23 protein-coding genes are annotated in these 24201 nt (G+C 57.5%); 16 read left to right on the forward strand and 7 right to left on the reverse strand.

Translation table 11 applies throughout. The features are described 5' to 3' along the window. Positions 1-21: 21 nt before the first annotated feature. The gene (locus tag ABJZ52_RS08700) at positions 22-519 is read left to right on the forward strand and encodes an N-acetyltransferase (protein ID WP_348188820.1); all 498 of its coding nucleotides are present in this window, start codon (positions 22-24) and stop codon (positions 517-519) included. Positions 520-546: 27 nt separating this feature from the next. Here ABJZ52_RS08700 and ABJZ52_RS08705 read toward each other — a convergent pair whose 3' ends face one another. The 4 genes from ABJZ52_RS08705 to ABJZ52_RS08720 are packed head-to-tail and all read right to left on the reverse strand — an operon-like array spanning position 547 to position 7447. Next, complete coding sequence (locus ABJZ52_RS08705) at positions 547-2622, reverse strand: hypothetical protein (RefSeq protein ID WP_348191981.1); 2076 nt, start codon at positions 2620-2622, stop codon at positions 547-549. A 16-nt stretch (positions 2623-2638) separates the two neighbouring features. Continuing rightward, positions 2639-5461 (reverse strand): DUF4159 domain-containing protein, encoded by a 2823-nt coding sequence (locus tag ABJZ52_RS08710; protein WP_348191978.1) that lies wholly within the window; start codon positions 5459-5461, stop codon positions 2639-2641. A 2-nt stretch (positions 5462-5463) separates the two neighbouring features. Continuing rightward, positions 5464-6399, reverse strand: coding sequence for a DUF58 domain-containing protein (locus ABJZ52_RS08715; RefSeq protein WP_348191976.1), 936 nt, complete (start codon positions 6397-6399; stop codon positions 5464-5466). 22 nt (positions 6400-6421) lie between these two features. After that, positions 6422-7447: a MoxR family ATPase gene (locus ABJZ52_RS08720; protein WP_348191973.1), complete on the reverse strand. Its 1026-nt coding sequence runs from the start codon at positions 7445-7447 to the stop codon at positions 6422-6424. A gap of 290 nt (positions 7448-7737) precedes the next feature. On the opposite strand from ABJZ52_RS08720, the gene ABJZ52_RS08725 reads away from it, so the two are divergent. From ABJZ52_RS08725 to ABJZ52_RS08745, 5 genes are all read left to right on the forward strand, one after another. Continuing rightward, the gene (locus ABJZ52_RS08725; RefSeq protein WP_348192002.1) at positions 7738-8307 is read left to right on the forward strand and encodes a DUF1285 domain-containing protein; all 570 of its coding nucleotides are present in this window, start codon (positions 7738-7740) and stop codon (positions 8305-8307) included. 37 nt (positions 8308-8344) lie between these two features. Continuing rightward, positions 8345-8980, forward strand: coding sequence for a CoA pyrophosphatase (locus ABJZ52_RS08730; protein WP_348191970.1), 636 nt, complete (start codon positions 8345-8347; stop codon positions 8978-8980). Then, a complete protein-coding gene (locus ABJZ52_RS08735) occupies positions 8980-9240 on the forward strand; it encodes a DUF6111 family protein (RefSeq protein ID WP_348191967.1) in 261 nt (86 codons plus the stop codon). The genes ABJZ52_RS08730 and ABJZ52_RS08735 overlap by 1 nt, the downstream gene beginning before the upstream one ends. A gap of 1 nt (position 9241) precedes the next feature. After that, positions 9242-10465, forward strand: a complete 1224-nt coding sequence (locus ABJZ52_RS08740) for a CCA tRNA nucleotidyltransferase (protein WP_348200135.1) — start codon at positions 9242-9244, stop codon at positions 10463-10465. A 151-nt stretch (positions 10466-10616) separates the two neighbouring features. Beyond that, entirely contained in the window at positions 10617-11750 is a 1134-nt protein-coding gene (locus tag ABJZ52_RS08745) for an HD domain-containing phosphohydrolase (protein WP_348185493.1), read from the forward strand. Positions 11751-11835: 85 nt separating this feature from the next. On the opposite strand, the gene hemF is transcribed toward ABJZ52_RS08745, so the two are convergent. Then, on the reverse strand, positions 11836-12762 hold the full coding sequence (gene hemF, locus ABJZ52_RS08750; RefSeq protein ID WP_348185495.1) for an oxygen-dependent coproporphyrinogen oxidase: 927 nt from the start codon (positions 12760-12762) through the stop codon (positions 11836-11838). Positions 12763-12824: 62 nt separating this feature from the next. Further along, a complete protein-coding gene (locus ABJZ52_RS08755) occupies positions 12825-13289 on the reverse strand; it encodes a tRNA (cytidine(34)-2'-O)-methyltransferase (RefSeq protein WP_348185497.1) in 465 nt (154 codons plus the stop codon). A gap of 265 nt (positions 13290-13554) precedes the next feature. Here ABJZ52_RS08755 and ABJZ52_RS08760 point away from each other — a divergent pair, with 265 nt between their 5' ends. The 8 genes from ABJZ52_RS08760 (at position 13555) to ABJZ52_RS08795 (ending at position 22562) form a co-directional block, all read left to right on the forward strand. Further along, a complete protein-coding gene (locus ABJZ52_RS08760) occupies positions 13555-15354 on the forward strand; it encodes an ABC transporter ATP-binding protein (RefSeq protein WP_348185500.1) in 1800 nt (599 codons plus the stop codon). Positions 15355-15447: 93 nt separating this feature from the next. Next, positions 15448-15861: a DUF2177 family protein gene (locus ABJZ52_RS08765; protein WP_348185502.1), complete on the forward strand. Its 414-nt coding sequence runs from the start codon at positions 15448-15450 to the stop codon at positions 15859-15861. Between the two features lie 383 nt (positions 15862-16244). Next, positions 16245-16685 carry a hypothetical protein gene (locus ABJZ52_RS08770; protein ID WP_348185505.1) on the forward strand — a complete coding sequence of 147 codons (441 nt, stop codon included), beginning with the start codon at positions 16245-16247 and terminating at the stop codon, positions 16683-16685. Then, positions 16669-18507 (forward strand): ABC transporter ATP-binding protein, encoded by a 1839-nt coding sequence (locus tag ABJZ52_RS08775; RefSeq protein WP_348185508.1) that lies wholly within the window; start codon positions 16669-16671, stop codon positions 18505-18507. Before ABJZ52_RS08770 ends, ABJZ52_RS08775 begins: the two co-directional genes overlap by 17 nt. Before the next feature lie 316 nt (positions 18508-18823). Beyond that, on the forward strand, positions 18824-19384 hold the full coding sequence (petA, locus tag ABJZ52_RS08780) for a ubiquinol-cytochrome c reductase iron-sulfur subunit (RefSeq protein ID WP_348185511.1): 561 nt from the start codon (positions 18824-18826) through the stop codon (positions 19382-19384). 24 nt (positions 19385-19408) lie between these two features. Further along, positions 19409-20674, forward strand: a complete 1266-nt coding sequence (locus ABJZ52_RS08785; RefSeq protein ID WP_348185513.1) for a cytochrome b/b6 — start codon at positions 19409-19411, stop codon at positions 20672-20674. Positions 20675-20703: 29 nt separating this feature from the next. Continuing rightward, positions 20704-21543 (forward strand): cytochrome c1, encoded by an 840-nt coding sequence (locus tag ABJZ52_RS08790; RefSeq protein WP_348185516.1) that lies wholly within the window; start codon positions 20704-20706, stop codon positions 21541-21543. A 143-nt stretch (positions 21544-21686) separates the two neighbouring features. Continuing rightward, positions 21687-22562 (forward strand): S-methyl-5'-thioadenosine phosphorylase, encoded by an 876-nt coding sequence (locus ABJZ52_RS08795; RefSeq protein WP_348185519.1) that lies wholly within the window; start codon positions 21687-21689, stop codon positions 22560-22562. A gap of 13 nt (positions 22563-22575) precedes the next feature. Here ABJZ52_RS08795 and ABJZ52_RS08800 read toward each other — a convergent pair whose 3' ends face one another. Continuing rightward, positions 22576-22746, reverse strand: coding sequence for a hypothetical protein (locus tag ABJZ52_RS08800; protein ID WP_348185521.1), 171 nt, complete (start codon positions 22744-22746; stop codon positions 22576-22578). A 97-nt stretch (positions 22747-22843) separates the two neighbouring features. On the opposite strand from ABJZ52_RS08800, the gene ABJZ52_RS08805 reads away from it, so the two are divergent. Further along, positions 22844-23392 (forward strand): adenine phosphoribosyltransferase, encoded by a 549-nt coding sequence (locus tag ABJZ52_RS08805; RefSeq protein WP_348185523.1) that lies wholly within the window; start codon positions 22844-22846, stop codon positions 23390-23392. A 3-nt stretch (positions 23393-23395) separates the two neighbouring features. After that, positions 23396-24052 (forward strand): 5,6-dimethylbenzimidazole synthase, encoded by a 657-nt coding sequence (gene bluB / locus ABJZ52_RS08810; RefSeq protein ID WP_348185526.1) that lies wholly within the window; start codon positions 23396-23398, stop codon positions 24050-24052. Positions 24053-24201: the final 149 nt, after the last annotated feature.

The raw sequence follows: 24201 nt of genomic DNA on the forward strand, positions 1-24201 counted from the left end.
CGCTCATCAGGTGCCATGGTCATGAAACCCTCCAATTGGTTTATTCGTCTCGAAGAAGCTGCCGACGCGGCTGACATCGAAAATCTGCAGGCCGAAGCTTTCGGTCCTGGCCGTTTCGCACGGACGGCTTTCAAGATTCGCGAAGGCATAGCCGGTGACCCGCGACTTTCTTTCGTCGGCATGAGCGGGGCTGATCTTGCAGGCTCGGTGCGGCTTACCCCGATCACGATCGGTAGCTCCCGCGGCATGCTATTGGGTCCGCTCACTGTTTCGCCCAGATTCAAGAACAGGGGGCTTGGAAAAGAGCTCCTGAGGACGTGTCTGAGCGCAGCCGCGAGCGTCGGCGAAACAGCAGTTCTTCTCGTCGGTGATGCGCCTTACTACGGCCCGCTGGGTTTTGAATTGGTGCCAATGGGGCAGATTATCCTGCCTGGACCGGTCGATCCGGCGCGCCTTCTGGTGGCCCGCCTTAATGGTGCTGAAATGCCATCTGGCCTGGTGCGCGGCGGAACTGACTGAGCGGTTCGCAGCGCTGATTGTTATTTTTCAACGCCCTTCGCGGAACCAGGTCAGAGACAGGAAGCCAAGCAGCAACGACAATCCAAGCAGGCCCATGAGCAGAGGATATCTGTCGACACCGTTCAGAACGCTGGCATCGGTGGTCTTCAGACCAATCCATCCACTTCCCGCGTACTGCGCTGCCCTCCGCAGAGGCACAACGCGCGGAACTGAAACCTCTCCGCCGACATCCGAGAGGCGCAGTGCTTGCCCGCCGGTTGCCGATGAAAGTCCCGCCAGCTTTTCCGGTGTCGACAAGACATCGGTGTACTCGCGTGGATTTTGTGGCCCCACATGAACGAGAGCGGTCTTGTCACTTTCCGTCACCGTGAAAAGGCCGGTCTCTGCGGTCGGCGAGGAGCCTTGCCACAGGCCCGGTTCCATTTCATTCATCGTGAGCCTGGACGTCTGACCGGAAGGGGATGTCACCGAGACATCGCTGATCTCGTCGGCAAGCGTCTGCCGCTCGACCATCAGCTCTGGTCCGCGCAGGGACACGCGGAGTGCTTCCTCGTCTAGATCAGGTTCCTGCATCAACCAGTGTCCGAGCCGTCTGAGCAATGGCACATGCGGACCGCCGCCTTCAAAGCCACGCGCCCAAAGCCACACATGATCTGAAAGAAGCATGGCGACACGGCCTTCGCCCTCGCGGTTCAAAACCAGTAGAGGCTTGTCCTCCGGGCCGGTCATCAGTGTCTGTCCGGCATCAAGCTCTGTTTCAACCAAGCGGAACCAACGGCTCCAACCGGGAGGGTCCAGACGCGCTCCCGGCAGGCCACGTGTGACGGGATGGCGTTCGCCTATACTGGCGAGTGTGGCGTGGAATGGCTGCTCGAGAATGGCCCCTGTCGGGCGCGCAGGCAGGATCGGAGCCAATGGGGTGCGGAACAGGCTGCCGGCCTCAGCATAGTCCGGGCCGCCCGCGAGAAGAACGGCACCGCCGTCGCGAACATACCGAGTGATATTGTCGAAATAGAGCATGGGCAGAACGCCGCGGCGCTCGTAGCGGTCGAAAATAATCAGGTCGAACTCATCAATCTTCACCGAGAACAGCTCACGGGTTGGAAAGGCGATCAAGGAAAGCTGGTTGATCGGTGTGCCGTCCTGTTTTTCAGGCGGGCGCAGGATCGTGAAGTGCACAAGATCGACCGAAGCGTCAGACTTGAGCAGATTGCGCCAGGTCCGTTCGCCTGCATGCGGAGAGCCCGAGACCAACAGAACCCTTAGATTCTCCCGAATTCCGTCGATCGTCACCACGGCGCGGTTGTTGAGTGTGGTAAGCTCTCCATCTAGAGGGGCAGCTTCGAACTCAAAGATATTGTCGCCGCCGTGTGCAATTTCGACAGGGATGTCGATGGTCTCGCCGACGCCTGCTTGGCGCTCGCTGATCAATGTTCCATCGCGGCGAACGCGAAGCGTGACACGGTTGCCTGGTCCCGTGCCGGGGCCTCGTTCGACAATGCGAATGGAAACGACCTGTTCCGAGCCGACAAGGCCAAATCTGGGTGCCTTGTGTAGAACCAACCGGCGATCACGTTCGTCCGGTTCGCCGGTGATCAGTCCGTGGACGGGTGCCTCGAATCCAAGTGCGTCAGCGGTTTCCGGAATGTCGTGAATTTGGCCGTCAGTGACGAGAATGGCACCGCCTATACGATCGGGGGGCACGTCTGACAGACCATTGAGAAGTGTCTGAAACAGTTCTGTCCCGTCGCCTGTACTGCTGCTGGTGTTTTCGAGAACTCGAACCTCGAAGCCCGGCAATGCCGCGAGACGCTCGTTGAGGGTCTGAACGGTTTCGTCGGTGACAGCCGAGCGGTCGGCGAGAAGTTGACTCTGGCTACGGTCCGCCACGACTGCGACGACGCTGCTGAGTTGTTCACGGTCCTCTCGTTCGATGGCGGGATTGGCAAGAGCCAGCGCGACCAGTGCCATGGTCAAGGCGCGAAGCACCCAGCCCCGCAGACGCATGAAACCTGTCACAAGCGCTATGACGAGGATCGCTACGCCGAGGAAGCCGAGAACCCAAAGCGGAACAAGCGGATCGAATGAGAGGGACCAGATCATCGTCGGTGTTCTCTCCTCATTGTCCGAGCCGTTCCAGCAAGGCGGGAATGTGCACCTGGTCAGCCTTATAGTTGCCGGTCAGGCTGTACATGACCATGTTGACGCCCGCGCGGAAGGCGTAGTCACGCTGCACCGGATCATCGGGTATCGTAGGGAAAAGAAAGCTGCCCGTAGAATCAATTGCCCAGGCGGCTGCAAAATCATTTCCCGTGATCATCACAGGTGATACGCCGTCTCCCGCCCGGACGGGCCGTTCTGACGTCGCGTCGCGTTGTTCAAGGCTTTCCACCCAGAGAGGGCTGGTGGAATAACGGCCCGGGAAGGTGTCGAGGATATAGAAAGCCTTCGTCAGGACATGATCGATCGGTACGGGCTCCAGCGGAGGGATGTCCAGATCTTCGAGAATTTCCCTTAGCTTCAGGGTCGCCGGCGTGGTGCCAAAACCTGTTGTCGCCGCGGAGATGTGATCGCGCGTGTCAAAGAGGATTGTTCCGCCATTGCGCATGAATGTGTCGATGCGCGCCATTGTCTTGTCGTCGGGCTTTTCGGCGGTTGGTTCGATTGGCCAGTAGAGCAGTGAGAAAAAGGCTAGTTCATCGCGAGCAATGTCGACGCCCATCGGCGCTCCCGGTTCGAGAGCCGTCCGTTCGGCAAGGAACTGGCTCAAGCCGAAAAGTCCTGCCGCACTTGTGTCATCGACATCCGGAGTTCCGGTCAGGACATAAGCGAGATGGGTCTCCTGTGAAGCTTCAAGTGCTCTAAGGTCGTCCGAGCTTGATTGCGCCTGTACGCGTTGCGTATGGAACACGGAGCCCAAAATCAGAAGGATGGTGGCGCCTGCAGTCACCTGGCGCATCCTCAAGCGGCTGAGACCTCCGGCAAGCAGGATCACAGCGATTGCATCCAGGAGAAGCAGGCCAAAGGCCGATGCAAAGAAAGCGGCTCTGAGATCCAGTGTGTCGTTGGTTGGATAGGGCTGAAGTGTGGCGATGTCTTCAAGCGGAGAAAAGTCCAGCCGTTCCAGCTCATCGTCGGGACGCATCAAGTTGAGTGCTCGAAATCCATCATCATTGCCATATAGCCCCGGTGGGCTTTTCCGTCCCGCACTGGCTTCCCGAAAGGCAAGATCCGTCATTGGCGGAACATCTGCTGCCGGCGACCCGAAGCGGCCGTAACCGTCGAGAAGCCGCAACGGGGGCAATATGCTCTGCGTGGCCGTTCCTGCCTCCGCATCAGTGCCTTGGGTCGAAGGCTCTGCCGTGTTGGATACGGCAAGAATTCTTCGCAGCATGTCGATGAAAATCCCTGAAAGTGGCAGGTTCGACCAGGCGGAGTCGGCAGTTACGTGAAAAAGAACAACCGTTCCGCGCCCAAGTCTGTCTGCCGTGACAAGAGGTGTTCCATCTTCAAGCATGGCCCAGGTAAGATCCGGAAGATCCGCGGTGGGGTCGGCAAGCACCTGCCGGTTGACCGTGACTTCTGGTGGCACCTTCAAACCGGCGAAAGGCGAGTTCGTGGAAAAGTCTGCCAGTTTTTGAGGCTGTTTCCACGACAGGCTGCCGCCAAGAGAGCGGTCTCCAGCTCTGAGCGTTACTGGTATCAAGTCATCGGTGCCGCCGGCAGTTCTAGGGCCTGCAAATCTCACCAGCATGCCTCCGCCTTCGATCCAGTCCGTCAGGGCCGCAACGGAGCTGTCAGGGAGCCGTCCGACATCGGCAAGAACGAGAACGGAAATCCCCTGGTCTAGCAATTCAGGCACCGCGACACCCAAGTCGCCGTTACGGGACAGGCGGATGTCTGAAAACGGACCGAGCGCTCGTTGCAGGTAGTAAAGTGGAGACAGCAGCGGCTGAGCGAGATCTCCGGACTGACCGGAAAGAAGTCCGACACTCCGGCGGCGCCAACTGTCGTCGACCAATTGGACAGCGCCTGCTGCGTTTTCACCGGCCACTTCAACGCGGGCGATATCGTTGCGCAGTTCGCTCGGCATTTCGAAGCGTGCTTCTGTCAGGTGGCTGCCAGCGTCGAAGATGACGTCCGTTTGTCCAAGCACCAATCCTCTTAGATCCAGGGCGCGAACGGTGAGTGCGTTACGATCATTGTCAGGGTGGCGAAGGACTGACACCGTAAGTGCGTCAGCATCGTTCGAAATTGCCTTCAAAGCGAAGGGCGTTTCGGTCCCTGAATAGACCGTCACGGGACTTCCAGCGGCGATGTTGGCCAGGTCCGTCTGAAAAGAGGTGCCTTCGGCAGATTGAGTTCCGTCTGACAACCAAACAACGGCACCAGGTCGAACTGTGGCTGCGCTCTTGCGTAGTGCCGTTGTCAATTCACTGCGCTTTGCGGCCCACGCGCGGGGCTCCAGCGCCCTCAGTCGTTCAAGAGCTGTCGTCGCGTCCGTTGGTGTGAGGGGTTGGCCCGGACCATCAGCGGTCGCAGCAAGGAGGACCGGCTGGCCAGCTGCTTCAGCGAGGGAGAGCAATCGTTCTGCCGTCTCGACCTGGGTGGTCCAGTCGCGCGCTGATGTCCATCCGTTGTCCATCAGCATCCACATCGTGCCGTCGCCGGTGGCAACCTCTTTCGCGGGTCGCCAGATTGGGCCAGCCAATGCCAAGATCAGCAGGGCTGCAAGAGTGAGCCTCAAAAGTGTCAACCACCAGGGGCTACGCTGATGTGTTTCCTCGTGTTTGTCGATGTCGAGAAGAAGCCGCGTTGGAGGGAAGTCGACTTCCTGGGGCCGAGGTGGTGTCAGCCGCAGCAGCCACCAGATGGCGGGCAGCAGCAGCAAGGCACCAAGCAGCCAGGGTGTTGCAAAGGCAAGAGGAAGGAAGCCAGCCATGGTCAAATGCCTCCCGTTCCAAGTGTTTCGGCCCCGCCCGACAACGCGCTATGTAGCACGAGCAACGGTTCTGCGGGCGATCTGTCCGTGTGATGGAGAGTATAGGTCCAGCCGGCACGTCGACAGATGTCACGAATTTCGGCCCGGTGACGCTCCATGCGGTTTTGATAGGCTTCGCGCCATGATTCCGCGCGGCCTGTGGTCAGCCGCGTGCCGCGTTCAGGATCATGAAACTCGACGCGTCCATCGAAAGGAAAAGTTTCTTCGATGGGGTCCAACACCTGAACGACGTGGCCTTTGGCGCCTGTTCCAGCGACCCTTGCAATCCAGTTGGCAATATCGTCAACCGGGTCCAGCAGGTCCGAAATCAGAACCACATCGGAAAAGCGTTGTACTGAGGCGGTGTCCGGCAAGGCGCGAGGCTTTGCCATGTGCGTCAGTGTGTCTGCGATACGCTCGGCCGCTTTTCTGTCTGAGAACGGGCGTGTGACCCCCGGCAAGCCAATACGCTCACCCGTGTAGGCAAGCATGTCTGCCAGGGCGAGCATCAACACGATTGCCCTGTCTCTCTTGGAGGCGTTGCCAAGCCGCGACTGAAACACCATCGAGGGTGAGAGATCTGCCCAGAGCCAGACCGTATGGGCCGCTTCCCACTCTCGCTCGCGAACATAAAGATGGTCGTCACGCGCGGAGCGCCGCCAATCGATCCGCTTTGCCGGCTCGCCCATGTTGAAAGGCCGAAATTGCCAGAAACTCTCGCCTGGCCCAGCACGCCGTCTGCCGTGCCAACCGGCGGTCACGGAACTTGCGATGTGGCTGGCCTCAACCAGCAGATCAGGAAGGGCGTCAGCCACCGAGCGTGCTTCGCCAATGACATTCGGCCAGGTTTTCTGGTCGATGTGTTCGCTTTGGGAGGTAACGTTCGGCGTCAGAGCCATATACTATGCCTTTCCCTCAGCTTCAGCCGATCTTTTCCTTTACCTGCTGAATGATGCCACGGATTGTGTGACCATCAGCCCGCGCCGCAAAGGTCAGCGCCATCCTGTGCTGCAGGATCGGTCCGGCAAGCGCCAGTACATCATCAACGGAAGGTGCAAGACGACCTTCAACGAGCGCTCGGGCTCTAACGGTCAACATCAATGCCTGACTGGCGCGAGGGCCGGGGCCCCAGGCAATCAGCTTCTTGATGTCATCGCCTGACCCGTCTTCTGCCGGTCGTGCCGCTCGCACGAGTTTCAAGATCGCATCCACGACAGATTCGCCGACGGGCATACGCCGCACGAGCTGTTGGTATCCGGCGAGCTCTTCTGCCGACATGGCGGTCTGCGCAACAGCCTGCTCGGCGCCTGTTGTTTCAAGCAGAATGCGGCGTTCGGCGTCCATGTCGGGATAGTGAACGTCGATCTGCATGAGAAAACGGTCAAGCTGTGCTTCTGGAAGCGGGTATGTGCCCTCCTGTTCAAGAGGGTTCTGGGTTGCGAGCACATGGAAGGGGCGCGGCAAATCATGAGGCTGCCCGGCGACGGTCACATGATATTCCTGCATCGCCTGAAGCAGGGCAGATTGTGTGCGCGGGCTCGCCCGGTTGATTTCGTCGGCCATCAGAAGCTGGGAGAAGACCGGGCCGGGAATAAAGCGGAAGGCTCTGCTGCCGTCAGCGGCCTGTTCCATCACCTCGGCTCCAAGAATGTCGGATGGCATGAGATCAGGCGTGAACTGGATGCGGCGGGCGTTGAGACCGAGAACCGTGCCGAGCGTCTCGACAAGCTTGGTCTTGGCCAGGCCGGGAACGCCCACGAGAAGTCCGTGACCTCCGGCAAGAATGGTGACCAGCGATTGCTCGACAACATTTTCCTGACCGAAGATGATCCGAGAAATATCGGTTTTTGCTGCGGTGATCCTTTCAAGCGCCTTTTCGGCAACGTCCGCGATTGAATCCGGGTCCGTTTCGGCTGTGCCTCCTGGAGGCGGGCTGATTACGCTCATGTTTCACCTTCGCTGTCTCGGGCTCTGATCTGCTGAGCCAGTTGGCAGGTGCAGCGCGGAAAGCCTATTTTGATGCGTCCGCTGCTCGTATTTGTCGCGACTCATTCAGTTTGGCACCATATTACCAGTTAGATAAGTCGCAATTTCTGTCGAGACAGAGGTAAGCGGTACTTTCTGTAGGGGCGAATTGGTCGTTTGGGGCTTCCTTTCGGGAAAACGGGAAGCCATATCAAGAGCATGGCTTTGGCCAAGTTTGGAGATAGGATTTGTCGCAATTCGACGCAAAGACCATGCCTTCGGGGCTCGCTGCCTTGATGGCGCGTGCTGGCGACCAGACGCGTGGTAAGCCCCCGGTAGAGGAGTGGAATCCGCCGTTCTGCGGGAATCTGGATATCCGGATCGCGAGTGACGGAAGCTGGTCTTACATGGCCAGTCCAATTGCCCGGGAGGCTTTGGTCAACTTGTTTGCTTCGGTCTTGCGCAAGGACGAGGATGGTCGTCACTATCTCGTGACACCTGTGGAAAAAATCGGCATTCAGGTCGAAGACGTTCCGTTTTTAGGTGTGGAGCTTCATGTGGAAGGCATCGGCCGGCAGCAAAAACTGGTCGTTCGCACCAACGTTGGCGATGTCGTGACGATCGATGAGGATCATCCAATTCGGTTTGATGCCGATCCGGCAAACGGTGGACTCAAACCTTATGTCCTGGTTCGAGGGCGACTTGAGGCGCGTTTGGCTCGACCGTTGCTTTATGAGCTTGCCGAGTTTTTTGACGAGCATGAAAGCGGTGAAGTTGGGCTTTGGAGCTCAGGTGGCTTCTTTCCCTTGGCTCCAGAGTTCCTATCTGAAACAACAACATGAATAATTGTGCGAAGTGGTGGTTGCGGGGAGGGTGCAGGTGCTGAAAGCGGACGTCGGGGACAATCTATTCGACGATTTCAAGGATCGGGTCATGCGTCTGTCTGACGATCGCCTTCTGCTTGATACTGGCGATCACGTCCTCAACCCCGACCTTGGCCCTTATGCGCGCTGGGAAGGTCCACCACGTGACGCGGCTGTTCTCATTCCTGTTATTCCGCGTGCCTTTGAGCCGAGTGTGATCCTGACACTTCGAACGGCGCACCTGTCCTCACACGCGGGGCAGATTGCATTTCCGGGTGGCAAGATCGACGTTGAGGATGATGGCGCGGTGCAGGCTGCGCTGCGTGAGGCAGAAGAAGAGATCGGCCTTGCGCGCCACGCGGTGACCCCCTTTGCAGAACTCGCTCCTTATCTCACTGGTTCGGGATACCGGGTCGTACCAGTCATTGCCGAGGTCGATCCAGATGCAAAGCTTGTGGCGAATCCTGCCGAAGTGGCCGATGTGTTCGAGGTGCCACTGTCCTTTCTGATGGACCCGGCAAATCACAAGACGCAGAGCCGTGTCTGGGAAGGCAAGGCGCGTTATTTTTATGAAATGCCATTCGGGGAGCGTTACATTTGGGGCGTCACCGCTGGTATTATTCGCTCCCTCTATGATGCGGTGTATGGCTGATGTTTCGTGTTGTTTTGTCTCATATGATCTTGTTCCTGCTGCCATTCGTTGGCTATGCGGTCTGGCTCTGGATCAAGAAGAAGTCTCAAACTTCCGAGAACTGGAAGAATGGTCCGATGGCGTGGTTGACCCTTGCCGGAATTCTTCTGGTGCTGGTCAGCCTGGTTATCTTTGCGACCTTCAAAAAGATGCCGGATGGAACCGAGTACCGGCCATCGCGCATGGAAAACGGTGTCTTCATTCCAGGCGGATACGAGTAGAATGACAGGATGCCGAATAACGGCTGAATGGCTGCAAAATAACGCAATTCAGGCCGTTTTCGATGCGATCGAACGTGATGGAGACGTGGCCCGTGTGGTCGGCGGAGCCGTCCGGAACTGCCTTCTGGACAAACCTGTCGCGGATATTGATATCGCAACCACCGCAGCACCACCCATCGTCGCAGAACGGGCGGAGCTTGCGGGCCTGAAAGTCATCCCGACGGGGGTCGACCACGGCACGGTGACTGTGATCAGCAACAGTGTTGCATATGAGATCACGACTCTACGCGAAGATGTCGAGACCTTCGGTCGTCAGGCGAAGGTGCGTTTTGGGCGCGACTGGAGTGAAGACGCGCGTCGGCGCGATTTTACCATGAATGCCTTGTACTGCGACCGCTCTGGCTCGATCCATGATCCGCTTGGTGGTTTGACCGATTGCCTCGAACGACGCGTGCGTTTTATCGGCAGTGCACGTGACCGGATCCGGGAAGACTATCTTCGCATCCTGCGCTTTTTCCGGATCCATGCTGCTTACGGCAACGGAGAGCCTGATCCGGAGGGATTGACCGCATGTGTTCAGGAGCGGGAGGGGCTCAGAAGCCTTTCCGCAGAACGCATAGGCATGGAAATGAAACGACTGGTTGTTGCGCCTCTGGCGCCTCAGTGCCTGTCGCTCATGGAGGACCATGGCCTCTTGGAAATCGTGACAGGTGGGGTTTCCCGAATAGCGGACTTTGCAGCTTTCAGAAGACTTGCGCCGGATGTACCCGAAGTCGATGACCCGGCCCTCGCTCTTGCAGCTCTTGTCGGGTTTGTGGATGAAGACGTGGATCGCCTCTCGGATCGCTTGAGATTGTCCAACTCGGAGCGCAAGCGCATGCATACAGCTCTGGCCGTCGGGTCAGAGCTGATCTCCGGAGGTATCGATCCGACGACGGCTGATACGCGCAAGTTGCTCTATCGGCACGGACGGCAAGCGTCGGTCGATGGTGTCGTGCTGGCATACTTGCGGCAGAGCGAGACGTTTCCGAAGCGCGACCTTCTGAAGTTCTTGGGATGTCTGCGAAGCGGTGAAATTCCGGAGTTTCCCGTCAAGGGGCGGGATCTGCTCGCCAACGGTATCGCTCCGGGCCCGGATGTGGGTCGTGCTCTCGAGCGTCTGGAAAGCAATTGGATCGAGAGCAATTTCGCGCTGACGCAGAAAGAGCTCATCGGCCGCATCTGATTCCGACTGAGCGTCGTCAAACTCAGTAAAAAGCCCTATGGATTTGGCCCAAAATCGGAGCTCTTTGCGAGAATATGGATTAGGTTGGCAATTCTTCCTTTACGTTGTGCCGATAGGTTTGAGGCTTGGGAAGATCAAATCCGGCGCAACAATGATGAAGAAAATTACACTCGTTGTAGGCAGCAAGGCCGCTTGCCCAGACCTTTTTTCAAAGCTATCGCGGTTTTACGCGGCACATTTGCTCGAACTCGACGAGGTGTCGTCCGAGCTGGTTCAGAACAGCTCACTTGTTATTGTCGACTTTGCCGATGGGTCCGGAGAGCAGCTTGGTCATTTGAAGCGTGCCCTGGAAAAAGTGCCTAATGTACTTCGCATTGGTTTTGTCACGATGACACGACGTCAAGAGGTGGTTCAGGCAAAAGCACTTGGTCTTTCGGAGCTTTGGGATCGCGAGTGCGATGTCGAGGATGCGGTCACCACGATCAAAACCCTGATCGGCGACTATGCTATGTCGGCTCTTTCAGATGAGACGCCGGGCGCAACCCGTGATGCTGTGAACGGCTTCTGCAGCACCATGGACGAGATGGCGATGGCTGTTGCCACTGACCGCCCGCTACCGATGAAAACGGCTGCAGAATCCGTTCAAGGTGTTGTCACAGCTCTCCAAACGGATGGTCTTGATGCCTGGCTTGCTGCCGTGCAGAGCCATCACAGCCATACATTCTGCCATTCCATGATGGTGACCGGTTTTGCGATTGCCTTCGCGAATGCCCTTGAACTTGACGCCCAGGACAGGGCGTTTTTGAGCGTAGGGGCGCTTGTTCACGATCTCGGCAAGGTCCGCATTCCTCTCTCCATTCTGGACAAGCCCGGAGAGTTGACCAGGGAAGAGTATGAGCAAATCAAATTGCACCCGGTCTTTTCGAAGGAAATCCTGGACCGTCGTCCGGAAATTGCGCCGCAGATCCGCGATATAGCCGTCCAGCATCATGAGTACCTCGACGGGACCGGCTATCCGGACGGGTTGGGTGCCGAGCAGATTTCCCGACTGGTCCGCATTTTGACGATTTGCGATATCTACTCCGCATTGACGGAAAAGAGATCTTACAAGGACAGCTATGGTCCGCGGCAGGCTTATTCGATCCTTCTCGATATGAAGGGCCGGATCGACCAGGACCTTTTGCGGCGATTCCGGCCGATCGCGTTTCAGGCCGACGTCGGTATGTTGAAAAAGGGCGTGGACAGCATGCGCATGATCACCGGAGGGCGTAGGGTTTCAGCGTAAGGCTGAAACAACCTGCTTCAGGGCCAGATCGAACCTGGCAGATTTGGATTTCCCAGTTTTCCTTGTCTGAAAAGGTGCTGGAACGTTAGGGCCATTTCACCACGGGCGGCATTGAAGACAGGATTGAGGTGACGTTGCCGCCTGTCTTGAGTCCGAAGATCGTACCGCGATCATAAAGAAGATTGTATTCGACGTAGCGCCCCCGGCGAACAAGCTGCTCTTCGCGCTCGGCTTCACTCCAGTGCTTGTTGAAGTTCTTGCGTACCAGTGCCGGATAGATGTCCAGGAATGCCTTGCCGACATCCTGTGTAAACATGAAATCGGCGTCCCAGTCTCCGGAATGAAGATAGTCGTAGAAGATGCCGCCAACGCCGCGCGGCTCGTTCCTGTGCTTGAGGTGGAAATAGTCCTCGCACCATTTCTTGTAGTGATCGTAGTCAGCGCACTCATGGCGGTCACAGGCCTGTTTCATGGCGGCGTGAAAAGACTGTGTGTCCGGATCATCCTGGGTTCGCCTGGCGTCGAGTACCGGGGTGAGATCCGCTCCGCCGCCAAACCACTGGCGGGTTGTCACGACCATGCGCGTGTTCATGTGAACAGCCGGCACATGGGGGTTTTGCGGATGCGCGATCAGGCTGATGCCGGACGCCCAAAAGCGGGGGTCCTGGTCGGCACCAGGAATTTGCCCTCGAAACTCTGGCGAGAACTCACCATGAACGGTCGACACATGTACGCCGACCTTCTCGAACACACGGCCGTGCATCATCGACATGACGCCGCCGCCACCTTTCGCGCCGGTTGAATCTGTCCGTTCCCATGGTGTGCGTTCGAAACGCCCTGCAGGCAGGTCCGCAAGCGGGCCATCCAGAGTGGCTATTTCATCTTCCAAAGCCTCGAAGCTTGCGCAAATCCTGTCTCTGAGGTTGGCGAACCAGGTGGGCGCGAGCGTCTTCTTCTCTTCAATCCCGTCCGGGTGCGGGCCGCCGCGCTGTTCTGGGGAAGGGGCGTTCATGGGAAGATCCTCAGTGTTGTCTGTGCCGTTTGTGTGAGCGCGTCTGCAGCCATATGCCAGATCTACGGCTTAGGAAAGCCATCGGTTTGCCGCAAGGCCTCACCCAAGACCATGCCGGCAGAAATCGCGACATTGAGCGAACGCATGCCGTCGGCCATCGGAATGGTCAGTCTGGTATCGGCGACGTCGTGCACTGCCTGCGGTGCGCCGGAAGATTCCCTGCCAAGTAGCAGTATGTCGCCGTGGCGGTAATCAAAGGCGTGGTAGGACTGCTCGGTTTTTGTCGTCAGCAGGAGAAGCCGCCTGCCGGCTTCCTGGCGCCAAGTCTCAAATGACGTCCAATCGAGGTGCCGGGTCAGGGCCGCCCGCTCAAGGTAGTCCATGCCGGCGCGTTTGAGTGCGCTGTCAGACAGAGGAAAGCCTGCCGGTTCGATCAGATGAACCTTGACGCCCATGCAGGCGGCAAGCCTCAGGATCGTGCCGGTGTTCTGAGGAATGTCCGGTTGGTAAAGAGCAATTTCTGGCATCGGACTCCGCTGCCTCGGAATGGCCTCCCCGGTCGCACGAACATGCGGCTGAGGCGTTTAAAGTCCGGGCTGTTTATCATTCGCGTTACAAGATGTCATGCGTGAGGGGATTACAATTCTGAGCCGTGGGCTCTAGTTTCTTGTACTCGCCCTGACCTGATTCCCATTGCAGCGGAGACGTGTGTTGGATCCGGTATTCCGACTGTTTGAAAAATGGATAGATCCATTTAAACCGGGGCCCAGTGCGGGTCCGCCGCAGCAGGGCGTGCTGGCCTTTCTTCTGTATTTTGTCCGGCAGGCCCGATGGCCGTTCATTGCCATGCTTGTTCTTGGTGGACTGACTGCAGGCATTGAAGCGTCAATCTACACCTTTATCGGCCAGATCGTGGACATCCTGCAGGCCGGTGAGAGGGAGAGCTTCTTCGAGACGCACGGCGCAACTCTTGTCGGTATGGCTTTTGTCGTGCTCGTTGTTCGGGCGCTTGTGGCGATTTTGACTGCACTCGTTGAGGAGCAATCTATCGTGCCCGGGTTCTTCAATCTGGTGCGCTGGCAGTCACATCAGCGGGTGATGAAACAGAGCCTTTCCTATTTCCAGGAAGATTTTTCGGGGCGCATATCCGCAAAGGTTTGGCAGGCAGGACAGGCGGCAGGCGACTTCATGAGTTCACTGCTGCAGACGGTCTGGTACATCGCCGTCTACGCACTGACGACCCTGCTTCTGATTGGCGAACTCGATTGGCGGCTGGGAGCTGCGGTCGGCATTTGGCTGATCGGGTTTTCCTTTGTCGCTCGCTATTTCATTCCCAAGGTACGCGCCGAGGCAAAGCGAGTCGCAAACGCTGGTTCTGGCGTGTCGGGCCGCCTCGTTGATACCTACACCAATATCCAGACAGTGAAGCTCTTCGGCACGCGTGAAGGCGAAGAGCAGGGCGTTCTGCGAACCTATGACGGGTTTCTGTCGCGGTTGCGGGTCTTCACGCGCACTCTGACGTCGGTTCGATCCGTCATGGTCAGCTTCAGTGGATTGATGATCGTGATCATCGCAGGGATGGCCCTGTCTTTCTGGCAACAGGGGCTTGTCAGCACCGGCGACGTCGCCTTCTGCCTCGGGCTGGTCTTGCGGTTGAATCTGTTGCTCAACCGCCTGATGGGGCAGCTCAACGGTCTGTTCCGGAACATAGGTACGCTTCAGGACAGCATGGAGCTGATCGTCAAGCCTATCGATGTCCTGGATGCGCCATCTGCCCTAGAGCTTGAGGTGTCGAGTGGAGCTGTTTCTTTCGAGAACATTCGTTTTCACTACGGCAAGGCCGAAGGCGTGATCGAGCAGCTGTCTCTCAGGATCAACCCTGGCGAGCGTATAGGCATCGTCGGACCTTCCGGTGCCGGCAAGACCACTCTCGTGAACCTGTTGCTGCGGTTCTATGATCTTGAGTCCGGCAGAGTACTGATCGATGGTCAGGACATTTCGCAGGTCAGTCAACAATCCCTGCGCAGTTCCATCGGCCTTGTCACCCAGGATACTTCGCTTCTGCATCGTTCGATCAAGGAGAACATTCTCTATGGACGGCCCGATGCCGGCGAAGAGGAAATGCGCAAAGCTGCCAAGCGCGCCCATGCGATGGATTTCATCGAGGGCCTGGAAGACAAGAAGGGGCGGCGCGGATTTGCGGCCCATGTGGGAGAGCGCGGTGTGAAGCTCTCGGGTGGTCAACGCCAGCGCATAGCAATCGCGCGGGTGTTACTGAAGGATGCTCCGATCCTGGTCCTGGACGAGGCCACCTCCGCGCTCGATTCCGAGATTGAGGCTGCCATTCAGGAGAATCTTGCCGAGCTGATGAGCGAGAAAACGGTCATTGCGATCGCGCATCGTCTGTCGACCATCGCTTCAATGGATCGGCTGATCGTCATGGACAAGGGCGAGATCGTTCAGCAGGGGACCCATAAGGAACTTCTGAATGAGGAAGAGGGACTTTATTTTCAGCTTTGGTCCCGCCAATCAGGGGGCTTTCTTTCCGACATCAATGATGTTTCGGGGCAAGACGCGCTTCATACTGCCTGAACCCTTACCAATGGTGTTTTGGGGCATTGGCTCTGGTCTTTGATCCGCTACAAGGTCAGCGGCGTAGAAAGGCCGAGAAATAACGGAGCCATCATGCTGCAATACATCGTTGCCTATGTCACAACTGCGGTCGTTTTCCTTGCCATCGACTTTGTCTGGCTGTCTCAGATTGCCACGCGTTTTTATTTCGACCGGATCGGGCATCTGTTGATGGACAAGCCGAACATGGTGGCCGCGGGCGGCTTTTACATCATGTATGTGGTCGGCATTGTCATTTTCGCCGTTGCCCCGGCCTTGAGGGCTGAAAGTGTTCTCACGGCGATTGGCTATGGCGCTCTGTTCGGCTTTTTCACTTACGCTACCTACGACATGACCAATTATGCCACGCTGCGCGGGTGGCCTTTCCTTATCGTTTTGATTGACGTTGCCTGGGGCACGATCTTGTCCGCCACAGCTGCAGTTTTCGGATTTCACCTGACGCGCATGATCATGCGCGCTATTGCGTAGCGCGCGCTGGCCAGGTGTCACCTGACATGCCGAGGTGTGACGCGTTTGCAACGCCGTGTCCTTGGCGAAACAATTCAGGCGTGCTTGTGATTGCAATTTTGTCGCAGGCGTGTAGCTTGCCCTCGTTGCTTTCGGCAGCATTGTTTCGAACCCAGTAGAAGGAGGGCGTTGATGAGTATCATGTGCGATATGTCTAGAATTTGCGCTCGTCCGACCGCGGTGTACCTACCGCATCTGGTTTAAGCGTTCGAACTCGGTTTTCCTTTTAGATCACAATCCTGCGTAAAGCCTTTTGCTTGAAGCAAACCGCTGTCTTGCGGCTGCGCAACCGTCCGGTTGCGTCTCGTCAGGGTGCTCGAAAGTTTCTTTTCGGAGACGATGCGATGTCGGCCCGTTATCCCTTCGACCCGTTCGCTGTGCCGAACGGTCCAGATATTGAATTCCCTGCTGCCCGAAAGCGCAGGTCTTTCGCGCAATTTCTTTTGCGTGCACTTTTGGCAATTGGCGGCTTCATCGCTGCCAGTTTTGTCCTGTCCGTGGTCTTGTTCGTTCCGATTTTAATCGGCGAGATCATCGCGATCGAAGCCGTCGTCGTTGGTGGTCATCAAGTCGAGGCCCTGGAGTTTGTGTCAAGGCTCGGCGCCTTGTTCCCCGGAACGCTGGTGATTGCTGTTGCCATTCTTTCCATCATAGCAAGCGCAGCGCTTGCCGCCGGCAAGGAAGGGCGGTGGGAGCATCCTGTCGACGACGAGGTCTGGCGTGAGCAGGGCGCTGCGAGATACGAGCAACTGAAACTGGAGGCAGGTCATGTTCGAGCGCTTTGAGCGGCTGATTGATCCTTACAAGGAAATGCCGCTTGATGTTCCGCCAAAGGGCTTCGCTGCCTTTTGTTGGTACTTTACCAAACCTGTCTGGCCGATTCTGGTCTGGGTGTCCGCTCTTGGCGCGGTCATCGCCATTTTGGAAGTGACCATCTTCACATTCCTGGGCGATCTGGTGAACTGGCTTTCAGAAGAAGATCGCAGTGATTTTCTGCTGAACAACTGGCCATCCCTTCTCGGGATGGCCTTTGTGCTGCTCGTGATCTATCCGATCGTTGAAGCGGCATGGCAGCTGATATTCCACCAGGGTCTGATGGCCACCTATCCGATGTCGGTGCGCTGGCGTGTGCATCGATATCTGCTGCGACAAAGCATCTCTTTCTATCAGGATGACTTTGCTGGGCGAATTGCCAACAAACTGATGCAGACGGCACTCGCTGTCCGCGAGGTCGTTACGCGGGTCGCGGATATTCTCGTCTACGTGGTGGTCTACTTCACGGCTGCGGTTTTTGTCGTGAGTACGGCTGATCCCGTTTTTGCAACGCCGTTTATCGGCTGGTTGGTGGCCTACCTTGTTGTCCTGCGGTTCTTTATTCCGAAGCTGCGCGAGACTTCAAAAAACCAGGCCGATGCCCGATCATTGATGACGGGGCATGTTGTTGACGCCTACACGAATATCGCGACCGTCAAGCTTTTCTCCCACGCGTCGCGGGAGGAGGATTATGCGCGCGGCTCGATGACGTCTTTCCTCGGAACAGTGTTCCGGCAAATGCGTCTCGTCACCATGTTGAACATAAGCCTGACGGTGATCAACATGTTGCTGCTGTTCTCGGTCGGCGGCCTGTCGATCGTCCTTTGGCAGTATCAAGTCGTTTCGATTGGTGATGTGGCAATTGCGGTCGGACTGGTTCTTCGTCTTCAGGGAATGTCCCAGTGGATCCTGTGGGAGGTCTCTGGCCTGTTCGAAAACGTCGGAACGGTTCAGGATGGCATCGCGACGATTTCCCGGGAGCGAGACGTTACAGACCTGCCGGACGCTGTGGCGCTCCACGTGCCGCGTGGCGCGATCGCCTTTGAGGGGGTTCGCTTCCATTATGGCAAGAAGAGCGGCGTGATCGATGACCTCAATCTCTCGCTTCAACCGGGCGAGAAGATCGGATTGATCGGACGTTCGGGTGCGGGCAAGTCAACGATGGTAAACCTGCTCTTGCGGTTCTACGATCTGGAAGGCGGTCGGATCCTGGTTGATGGTCAGGACATTGCCAAGGTTCGTCAGGACGACATCCGCGAGAACATCGGGGTGGTAAGTCAGGACACGTCCCTGTTGCACCGTTCGATCTTCGAGAACGTCTCCTACGGACGTCCGAACGTTGGCCAGGAGGAGGTCGAGACCGCGCTCAGGAAGGCGCACGCTTTCGATTTCGTTCAGGGCTTGTCGGATCCGTCGGGACGGATCGGGCTTGATGCCCATGTCGGTGAACGGGGGGTGAAGCTGTCCGGTGGTCAAAGGCAGCGCATTGCGATTGCCCGGGTTCTTCTCAAGAACGCTCCGATCCTGGTTCTGGATGAAGCGACGTCGGCGCTCGATTCTGAAGTCGAAAGCGCAATTCAGGACAGTCTGTTCGACTTGATGGAAGGCAAGACCGTCATTGCGATCGCCCATCGCCTTTCAACGATCGCGGCCATGGATCGGTTGATCGTCATGGACAAGGGGCGAATCATCGAGGAGGGCAGCCATGACGAGTTGCTGGCCAGGAACGGGCTTTATGCCCAACTCTGGGCACATCAGTCCGGCGGATTTCTCGATCCGGTGAAAATCGCATAGGTCAGACTACGCAAAAAGACGAGGTGAGAGGGGTTTTCCTCAAAGGCGGGTTGCGTCCTCCCTTAAAAAAAGGGCAGAAAAAGGACGTGGCTCGCTTTTTCCCTGCGACATATACGTTTTGCCGCGTTTGCCGATCTGGACAAGCCGCCGGAACGGTGCAAAAAGACGAGCCGCTTGGACTGGTGCGGGATCTTGCCGCACCCAGTCGCCGTTGAGCCCCGCCTCGATCTGCCTATCCTTCTGTCCAAGCAGGAGGTTCGCAGACGCGATGCGGGCTTTTCGGCACAGGTTGAACAGGTTTCGAGAGGACGCGACCTTGGCACATTCGGATACGGCGGAACCTACTCGCCGCGATTTCCTCTATATAGCGACCGGCGCCATGGGCGCGGTGGGCGCAGGCGCGCTGGCATGGCCGTTCATCGATCAGATGAACCCAGATGCCTCCGCTTTGGCTCTGGCCTCCATCGAGGTCGACGTTTCTGCCGTGGAAGAGGGGCAGTCAATCACAGTCAAGTGGCGCGGTAAGCCGGTTTTCATCCGCTACCGCACCGAGACCGAGATCAATGAGGCAACCAGCGTACCGATCGGCGATTTGCCGGATCAGCTGGCGCGAAACTCAAACCTGCCTGACGGCGCTGAGGCGACCGACGCGAACCGGGCAGCTGAGGGCAAGGAACAGTGGCTGGTTCAGGTCGGCATCTGTACCCACCTCGGTTGCGTGCCGCTCGGGTCTTCTGGTGATTTCGGCGGATGGTTCTGCCCTTGCCACGGGTCGCACTATGATACCGCCGGCCGTATCCGCAAGGGACCGGCTCCCGAGAATTTGCTCATTCCGCCGTTTGAATTCGTGTCCGACACGACGATCAAGATCGGCTAACGGCAGGAATTTGAGGAGACAGCCATGGCTGGACATTCTAACTACGTACCGCAGAGCGCTGCCGCAAAATGGCTCGAAAGCCGCTTGCCGGTTATTTCGCTCGTGCGTGGATCCTTTGTCGACTTTCCGACACCCAAGAATCTGAACTACTGGTGGACCTTCGGTGGGATCCTGGCCATCATGCTGATGGCTCAGATCATCACCGGCATCGTGCTGGTCATGCATTACACGCCAAGCACCGGGGCGGCCTTCGATAGCGTTGAGCACATCATGCGCGATGTGAACTTCGGCTGGATGCTGCGTTACCTGCATACGAATGGCGCATCGATGTTCTTCATCGCCGTGTACATTCATATTTTCCGTGGCCTCTACTACGGATCATACAAGGCACCACGTGAGATCTCCTGGATCCTGGGTGTGATCATCTTCCTCATCATGATGGGCACCGCCTTCATGGGCTATGTTCTGCCTTGGGGTCAGATGTCGTTCTGGGGTGCAACGGTTATCACCAACCTGTTCTCGGCCATTCCGTTGGTCGGTGAGGCAATCCGCACATGGCTGTGGGGTGGTTTCGCGGTCGACAATCCGACCCTGAACCGGTTCTTCTCCCTGCACTACCTGCTGCCGTTCATGATCCTGGGCGTTGTGATCCTTCACGTGTGGGCCTTCCACACCACGGGCAACAACAACCCGACGGGTGTTCAGCCGAAGTCCAAGAAGGACACGCTGCCGTTCCATCCGTACTACACGATCAAGGATCTGTTCGCGATTGTCGTGTTCCTGATCTTCTTCTCCTGGTTCGCATTCTATGTGCCGAACTACATGGGGCATCCGGACAACTACATCGAGGCGAACCCGCTGGTTACCCCGGCGCATATCGTTCCTGAATGGTACTTCCTGCCGTTCTACGCGATCCTGCGTGCGGTTCCGGACAAGCTTGGCGGCGTTTTGGCGATGTTTGGCGCCATTGCAATCCTCTTCGTTCTGCCCTGGCTGGATACGTCGAAGGTGCGCTCTGGAGCCTATCGTCCGCTGTTCAAGCAGTTCTTCTGGATCTTCGCAGTCAACGCTGTTGCGCTGGGCTATCTGGGTGCGATGCCGGCTGAAGGCGTCTACGTGATCCTTTCACAGATCTGCACGATCTATTACTTCGCGCATTTCCTGATCATCCTTCCGCTGCTTGGCTTTATGGAAAAGCCTCTGCCGCTGCCGGCTTCGATATCCGAGGCCGTTCTCAAGGGTGGCTCCGGATCACCGGCTGGTGCGGTTGCCGCGCCGGACACCAAGTGAACGCGAACAGGATCGGGAGTTTTTCGAAAATGAGCACCATGATCAAAATGGTTCGTGCACTGACTGCAGCAGCGGCGATTGCCGTTGCCGCACCGGCCTTCGCCGCCGGTGACGGTCCGCATATCGAACGTCAGCAATGGTCCTTTGCTGGTCCATTCGGGACGTTCGAACGCGGTCAGCTGCAGCGCGGTTTCAAGGTCTATCAGGAGGTTTGCGCCGCCTGTCACGGTCTTCGTCAGGTTGCGTTCCGCAACCTTGCCGAGGAGGGCGGTCCGTCCTTCTCGGAAGAGCAGGCCAAGGTGATTGCAGCTGAGTACACGGTTGTCGACGGTCCTAACGACGATGGCGACATGTACGACCGCCCGGCAATTCTGGCGGACAAGTTCCCGTCTCCGTTCCCGAACGAGCAGGCTGCTCGCGCGTCGAACGGTGGCGCTTATCCGCCTGACTTCTCGCTGTTGGCCAAGGCGCGTGCAGCGCACCGGGGCTTCCCCTGGTTCGTGTTTGACGCCTTCACCCAGTATCAGGAACAGGGGCCGGATTATATCTACGCACTCCTGACCGGGTACGAGGAAGACCCGGAAGGCATTGAAGTGCCAGTGGGCCAGTACTACAACCACAGCTTCCTTGCAGGTCAGTTCATCGGCATGGCTCCGCCGCTTTCCGATGAACTCGTCGAGTACACTGATGATACCCCGATGACGACCGAGCAGTATGCTCGTGACGTGTCCGCTTTCATGATGTGGGCCGCTGAGCCGCACCTTGAAGCGCGCAAGAAGATGGGCTTTCGGGTCATGATCTTCCTGATCGTTTTCGCAGGTCTGCTCTACTTCACCAAGAAGCATCTGTGGCGCAACGTCGAACACTAGGTTTGGCTGAACAAGTCTTGCAGAAAGGCCGCCGGGAAACCGGCGGCCTTTTTCGTTTTAAGTTCTGCTTGTGACCGGAAACCGGTTTGACAGAGCTGGCAAAAATGCGACTAATTCTCACGAAGATCGACAAGGGGAAATAGATGGCGAAATCGGTGCTCGGAGTGGTCGGCGGCTCAGGGATTTACGACCTGCCCGGGCTGGAGAATGCGGAATGGGTTGGCGTCGACAGCCCTTGGGGAGATCCCTCGGACAAGGTGCGCATCGGCTACATTGATGGCCTGAAGGTCGTTTTTCTTCCCCGTCATGGCCGCGGTCACGTCTACGCGCCATCCGACATCAACTACCGGGCCAACATTGATGTCCTGAAGCGCTGCGGCGTGACAGACCTCGTCTCCGTTTCGGCTTGCGGCTCCCTGAAGGAAGAGCTGGCTCCAGGCACATTTGTGCTCGTCGATCAGTTCATCGACCGGACCTTTGCACGCGCGAAGAGCTTTTTCGGTCAGGGTTGTGTTGCGCATGTGTCGATGGCTTACCCCGTGAGCCCGAAACTGGTCGATTGCGTCGAAATGGCGGCCCGAGCGGAAGACCTGAGCTATCGGCGCGGCGGAACCTACCTGGCTATGGAAGGCCCCCAGTTTTCATCTCTTGCCGAAAGCCACCTCTATCGGTCCTGGGGCTGTGATGTGATTGGCATGACCAACATGCCGGAGGCCAAACTCGCCCGCGAGGCCGAGATTTGCTACACGACGGTCGCCATGATCACCGACTACGACAGCTGGCATCCTGACCACGGCGAAGTTGATATCCAGGCCATACTGAAGGTCTTGCATGACAATGCCAGCAATGCGCAGCGACTTGTTGCGCGCATCGCAAGGGACCTGCCACGTGAGCACGAAGCCTGCCCGGTCGGATCGGATACGGCATTGGAGTTTGCGATCATGACGGCACCCGAAGCACGGGACCTGGAGCTTGTCTCTAAACTGGATGCCATTGCCGGCCGCGTCTTGAAGGGGTGATGCGCTACTGCCGTCAATAAGGACGAGCGGAATGCGCCCACGTGAAGTTTCCGCTGCTCGTGAGGCCGCCCGAAGTCTTCATCATGGCCGGTATGGCTGCCAGCGCAAACTTGATCATGATCATCACAAGGCGGATGAACGGAATATAGATGTCGACGAGCACAGTCCTGGTTGGTTGATCCATATGGGTTCTCCGTCAAAGCTTGCTATAAGCCCACAGGTGATTGCGCGACCGACCTCCAGCGTGACAGACAGAAATCAGATCTGAAAGAGACTATCCGATGAGCGACAAGAGTGTGCAGGACGAGCTGAAGGATGCCATCCGGACCATTCCGGACTATCCCAAGGAAGGGATCATATTTCGTGACATCACGACTCTTCTCGGCAACGCCCGCGCCTTCCGCCGAGCTGTCGACGCCCTTGTACAGCCCTGGGCAGGCTCCAAGGTTGAACAGATTGCCGGAATTGAAGCACGTGGCTTCATTCTCGGCGGAGCGGTTGCACATCAGCTTTCCGCAGGGTTTGTTCCGATCCGTAAGAAGGGCAAATTGCCTTATGAAACGGTGGAGATTGCCTATTCACTTGAATATGGCCTCGATGTCATGGAAATGCACAAGGATGCTATCAAACCGGGTGACAAGGTCATCGTTGTTGACGACCTGATCGCAACCGGTGGCACCGCAGAGGCCGCGTGCAAGCTGCTGCAATCCATGGGAGCTGATATCGTTGCCGCCTGCTTCATCGTTGACCTGCCCGATCTTGGCGGACGTGCGAAGCTTGAGGCACTGGATGTGCCGGTGCGGACGCTTGTTGATTTTCCCGGTCATTGACCGGTGACTGGCTTTTCGCCTGACCTGCCCCCTGTCTTTGATGCAGCCTTTCAAGATCGTTTCGAAGAACTGCTTGTGTGGCGGCGTGACGTAAGGCGTTTTCAGACGGAGCCGCTGCCTGAGGGTTTGATCGGGCGCCTGTTGTCTCTCGCTGATCACGCTCCTTCTGTCGGCAACAGCCAGCCCTGGCGGATCGTGTCGGTTGAAAGTGATGCAGCGCGCGGCCGCGTGCTCGAAAACTTCCGTGCAGAGAATGCAAGAGCGCTTGATTCCTACACGGATGAACAGGCGGAGATCTATGCGAAGCTCAAGCTGGCAGGCCTGCAGGAGGCCCCGGTTCATCTGGCTGTTTTCTGTGAGGTCGAGCCGGAACAGGGGCATGGACTTGGTCGAGGTACGATGCCCGAGACTCTCGTCTATTCGGTTGTCGGCATGATCCAGACCCTGTGGCTGGCGGCCCGCGCTCATGGCATCGGGCTTGGCTGGGTGTCTATTCTTGATCCGGTTCGGATTTGCCAGGATCTCCAGGCTCCGGCCAACTGGATATTTGTCGGATATCTCTGTCTTGGTTTTCCGGAAGAGGAGCACCTGGATCCGGAGCTTTCCAGGGCAGGATGGCAGGACAGAACGCAGCTGGAAGAGCGGTTGTTTCAACGCTAGCTGCCTGTGATTGAGCGGACTCCCCTCCGAGCCTGATCAGGAGGTGGAAACAAGCCGGGTGACATTTGCGCTTTTGCAACGCTTGTCTGGCTGGTTATGCTCCGCGACTGTGCGTTGTGAAGTGTCGATTCTCTGCTTCGACTACAAAG

The organism is Roseibium sp. (assembly GCF_039982295.1).
Lineage (GTDB): Bacteria > Pseudomonadota > Alphaproteobacteria > Rhizobiales > Stappiaceae > Roseibium.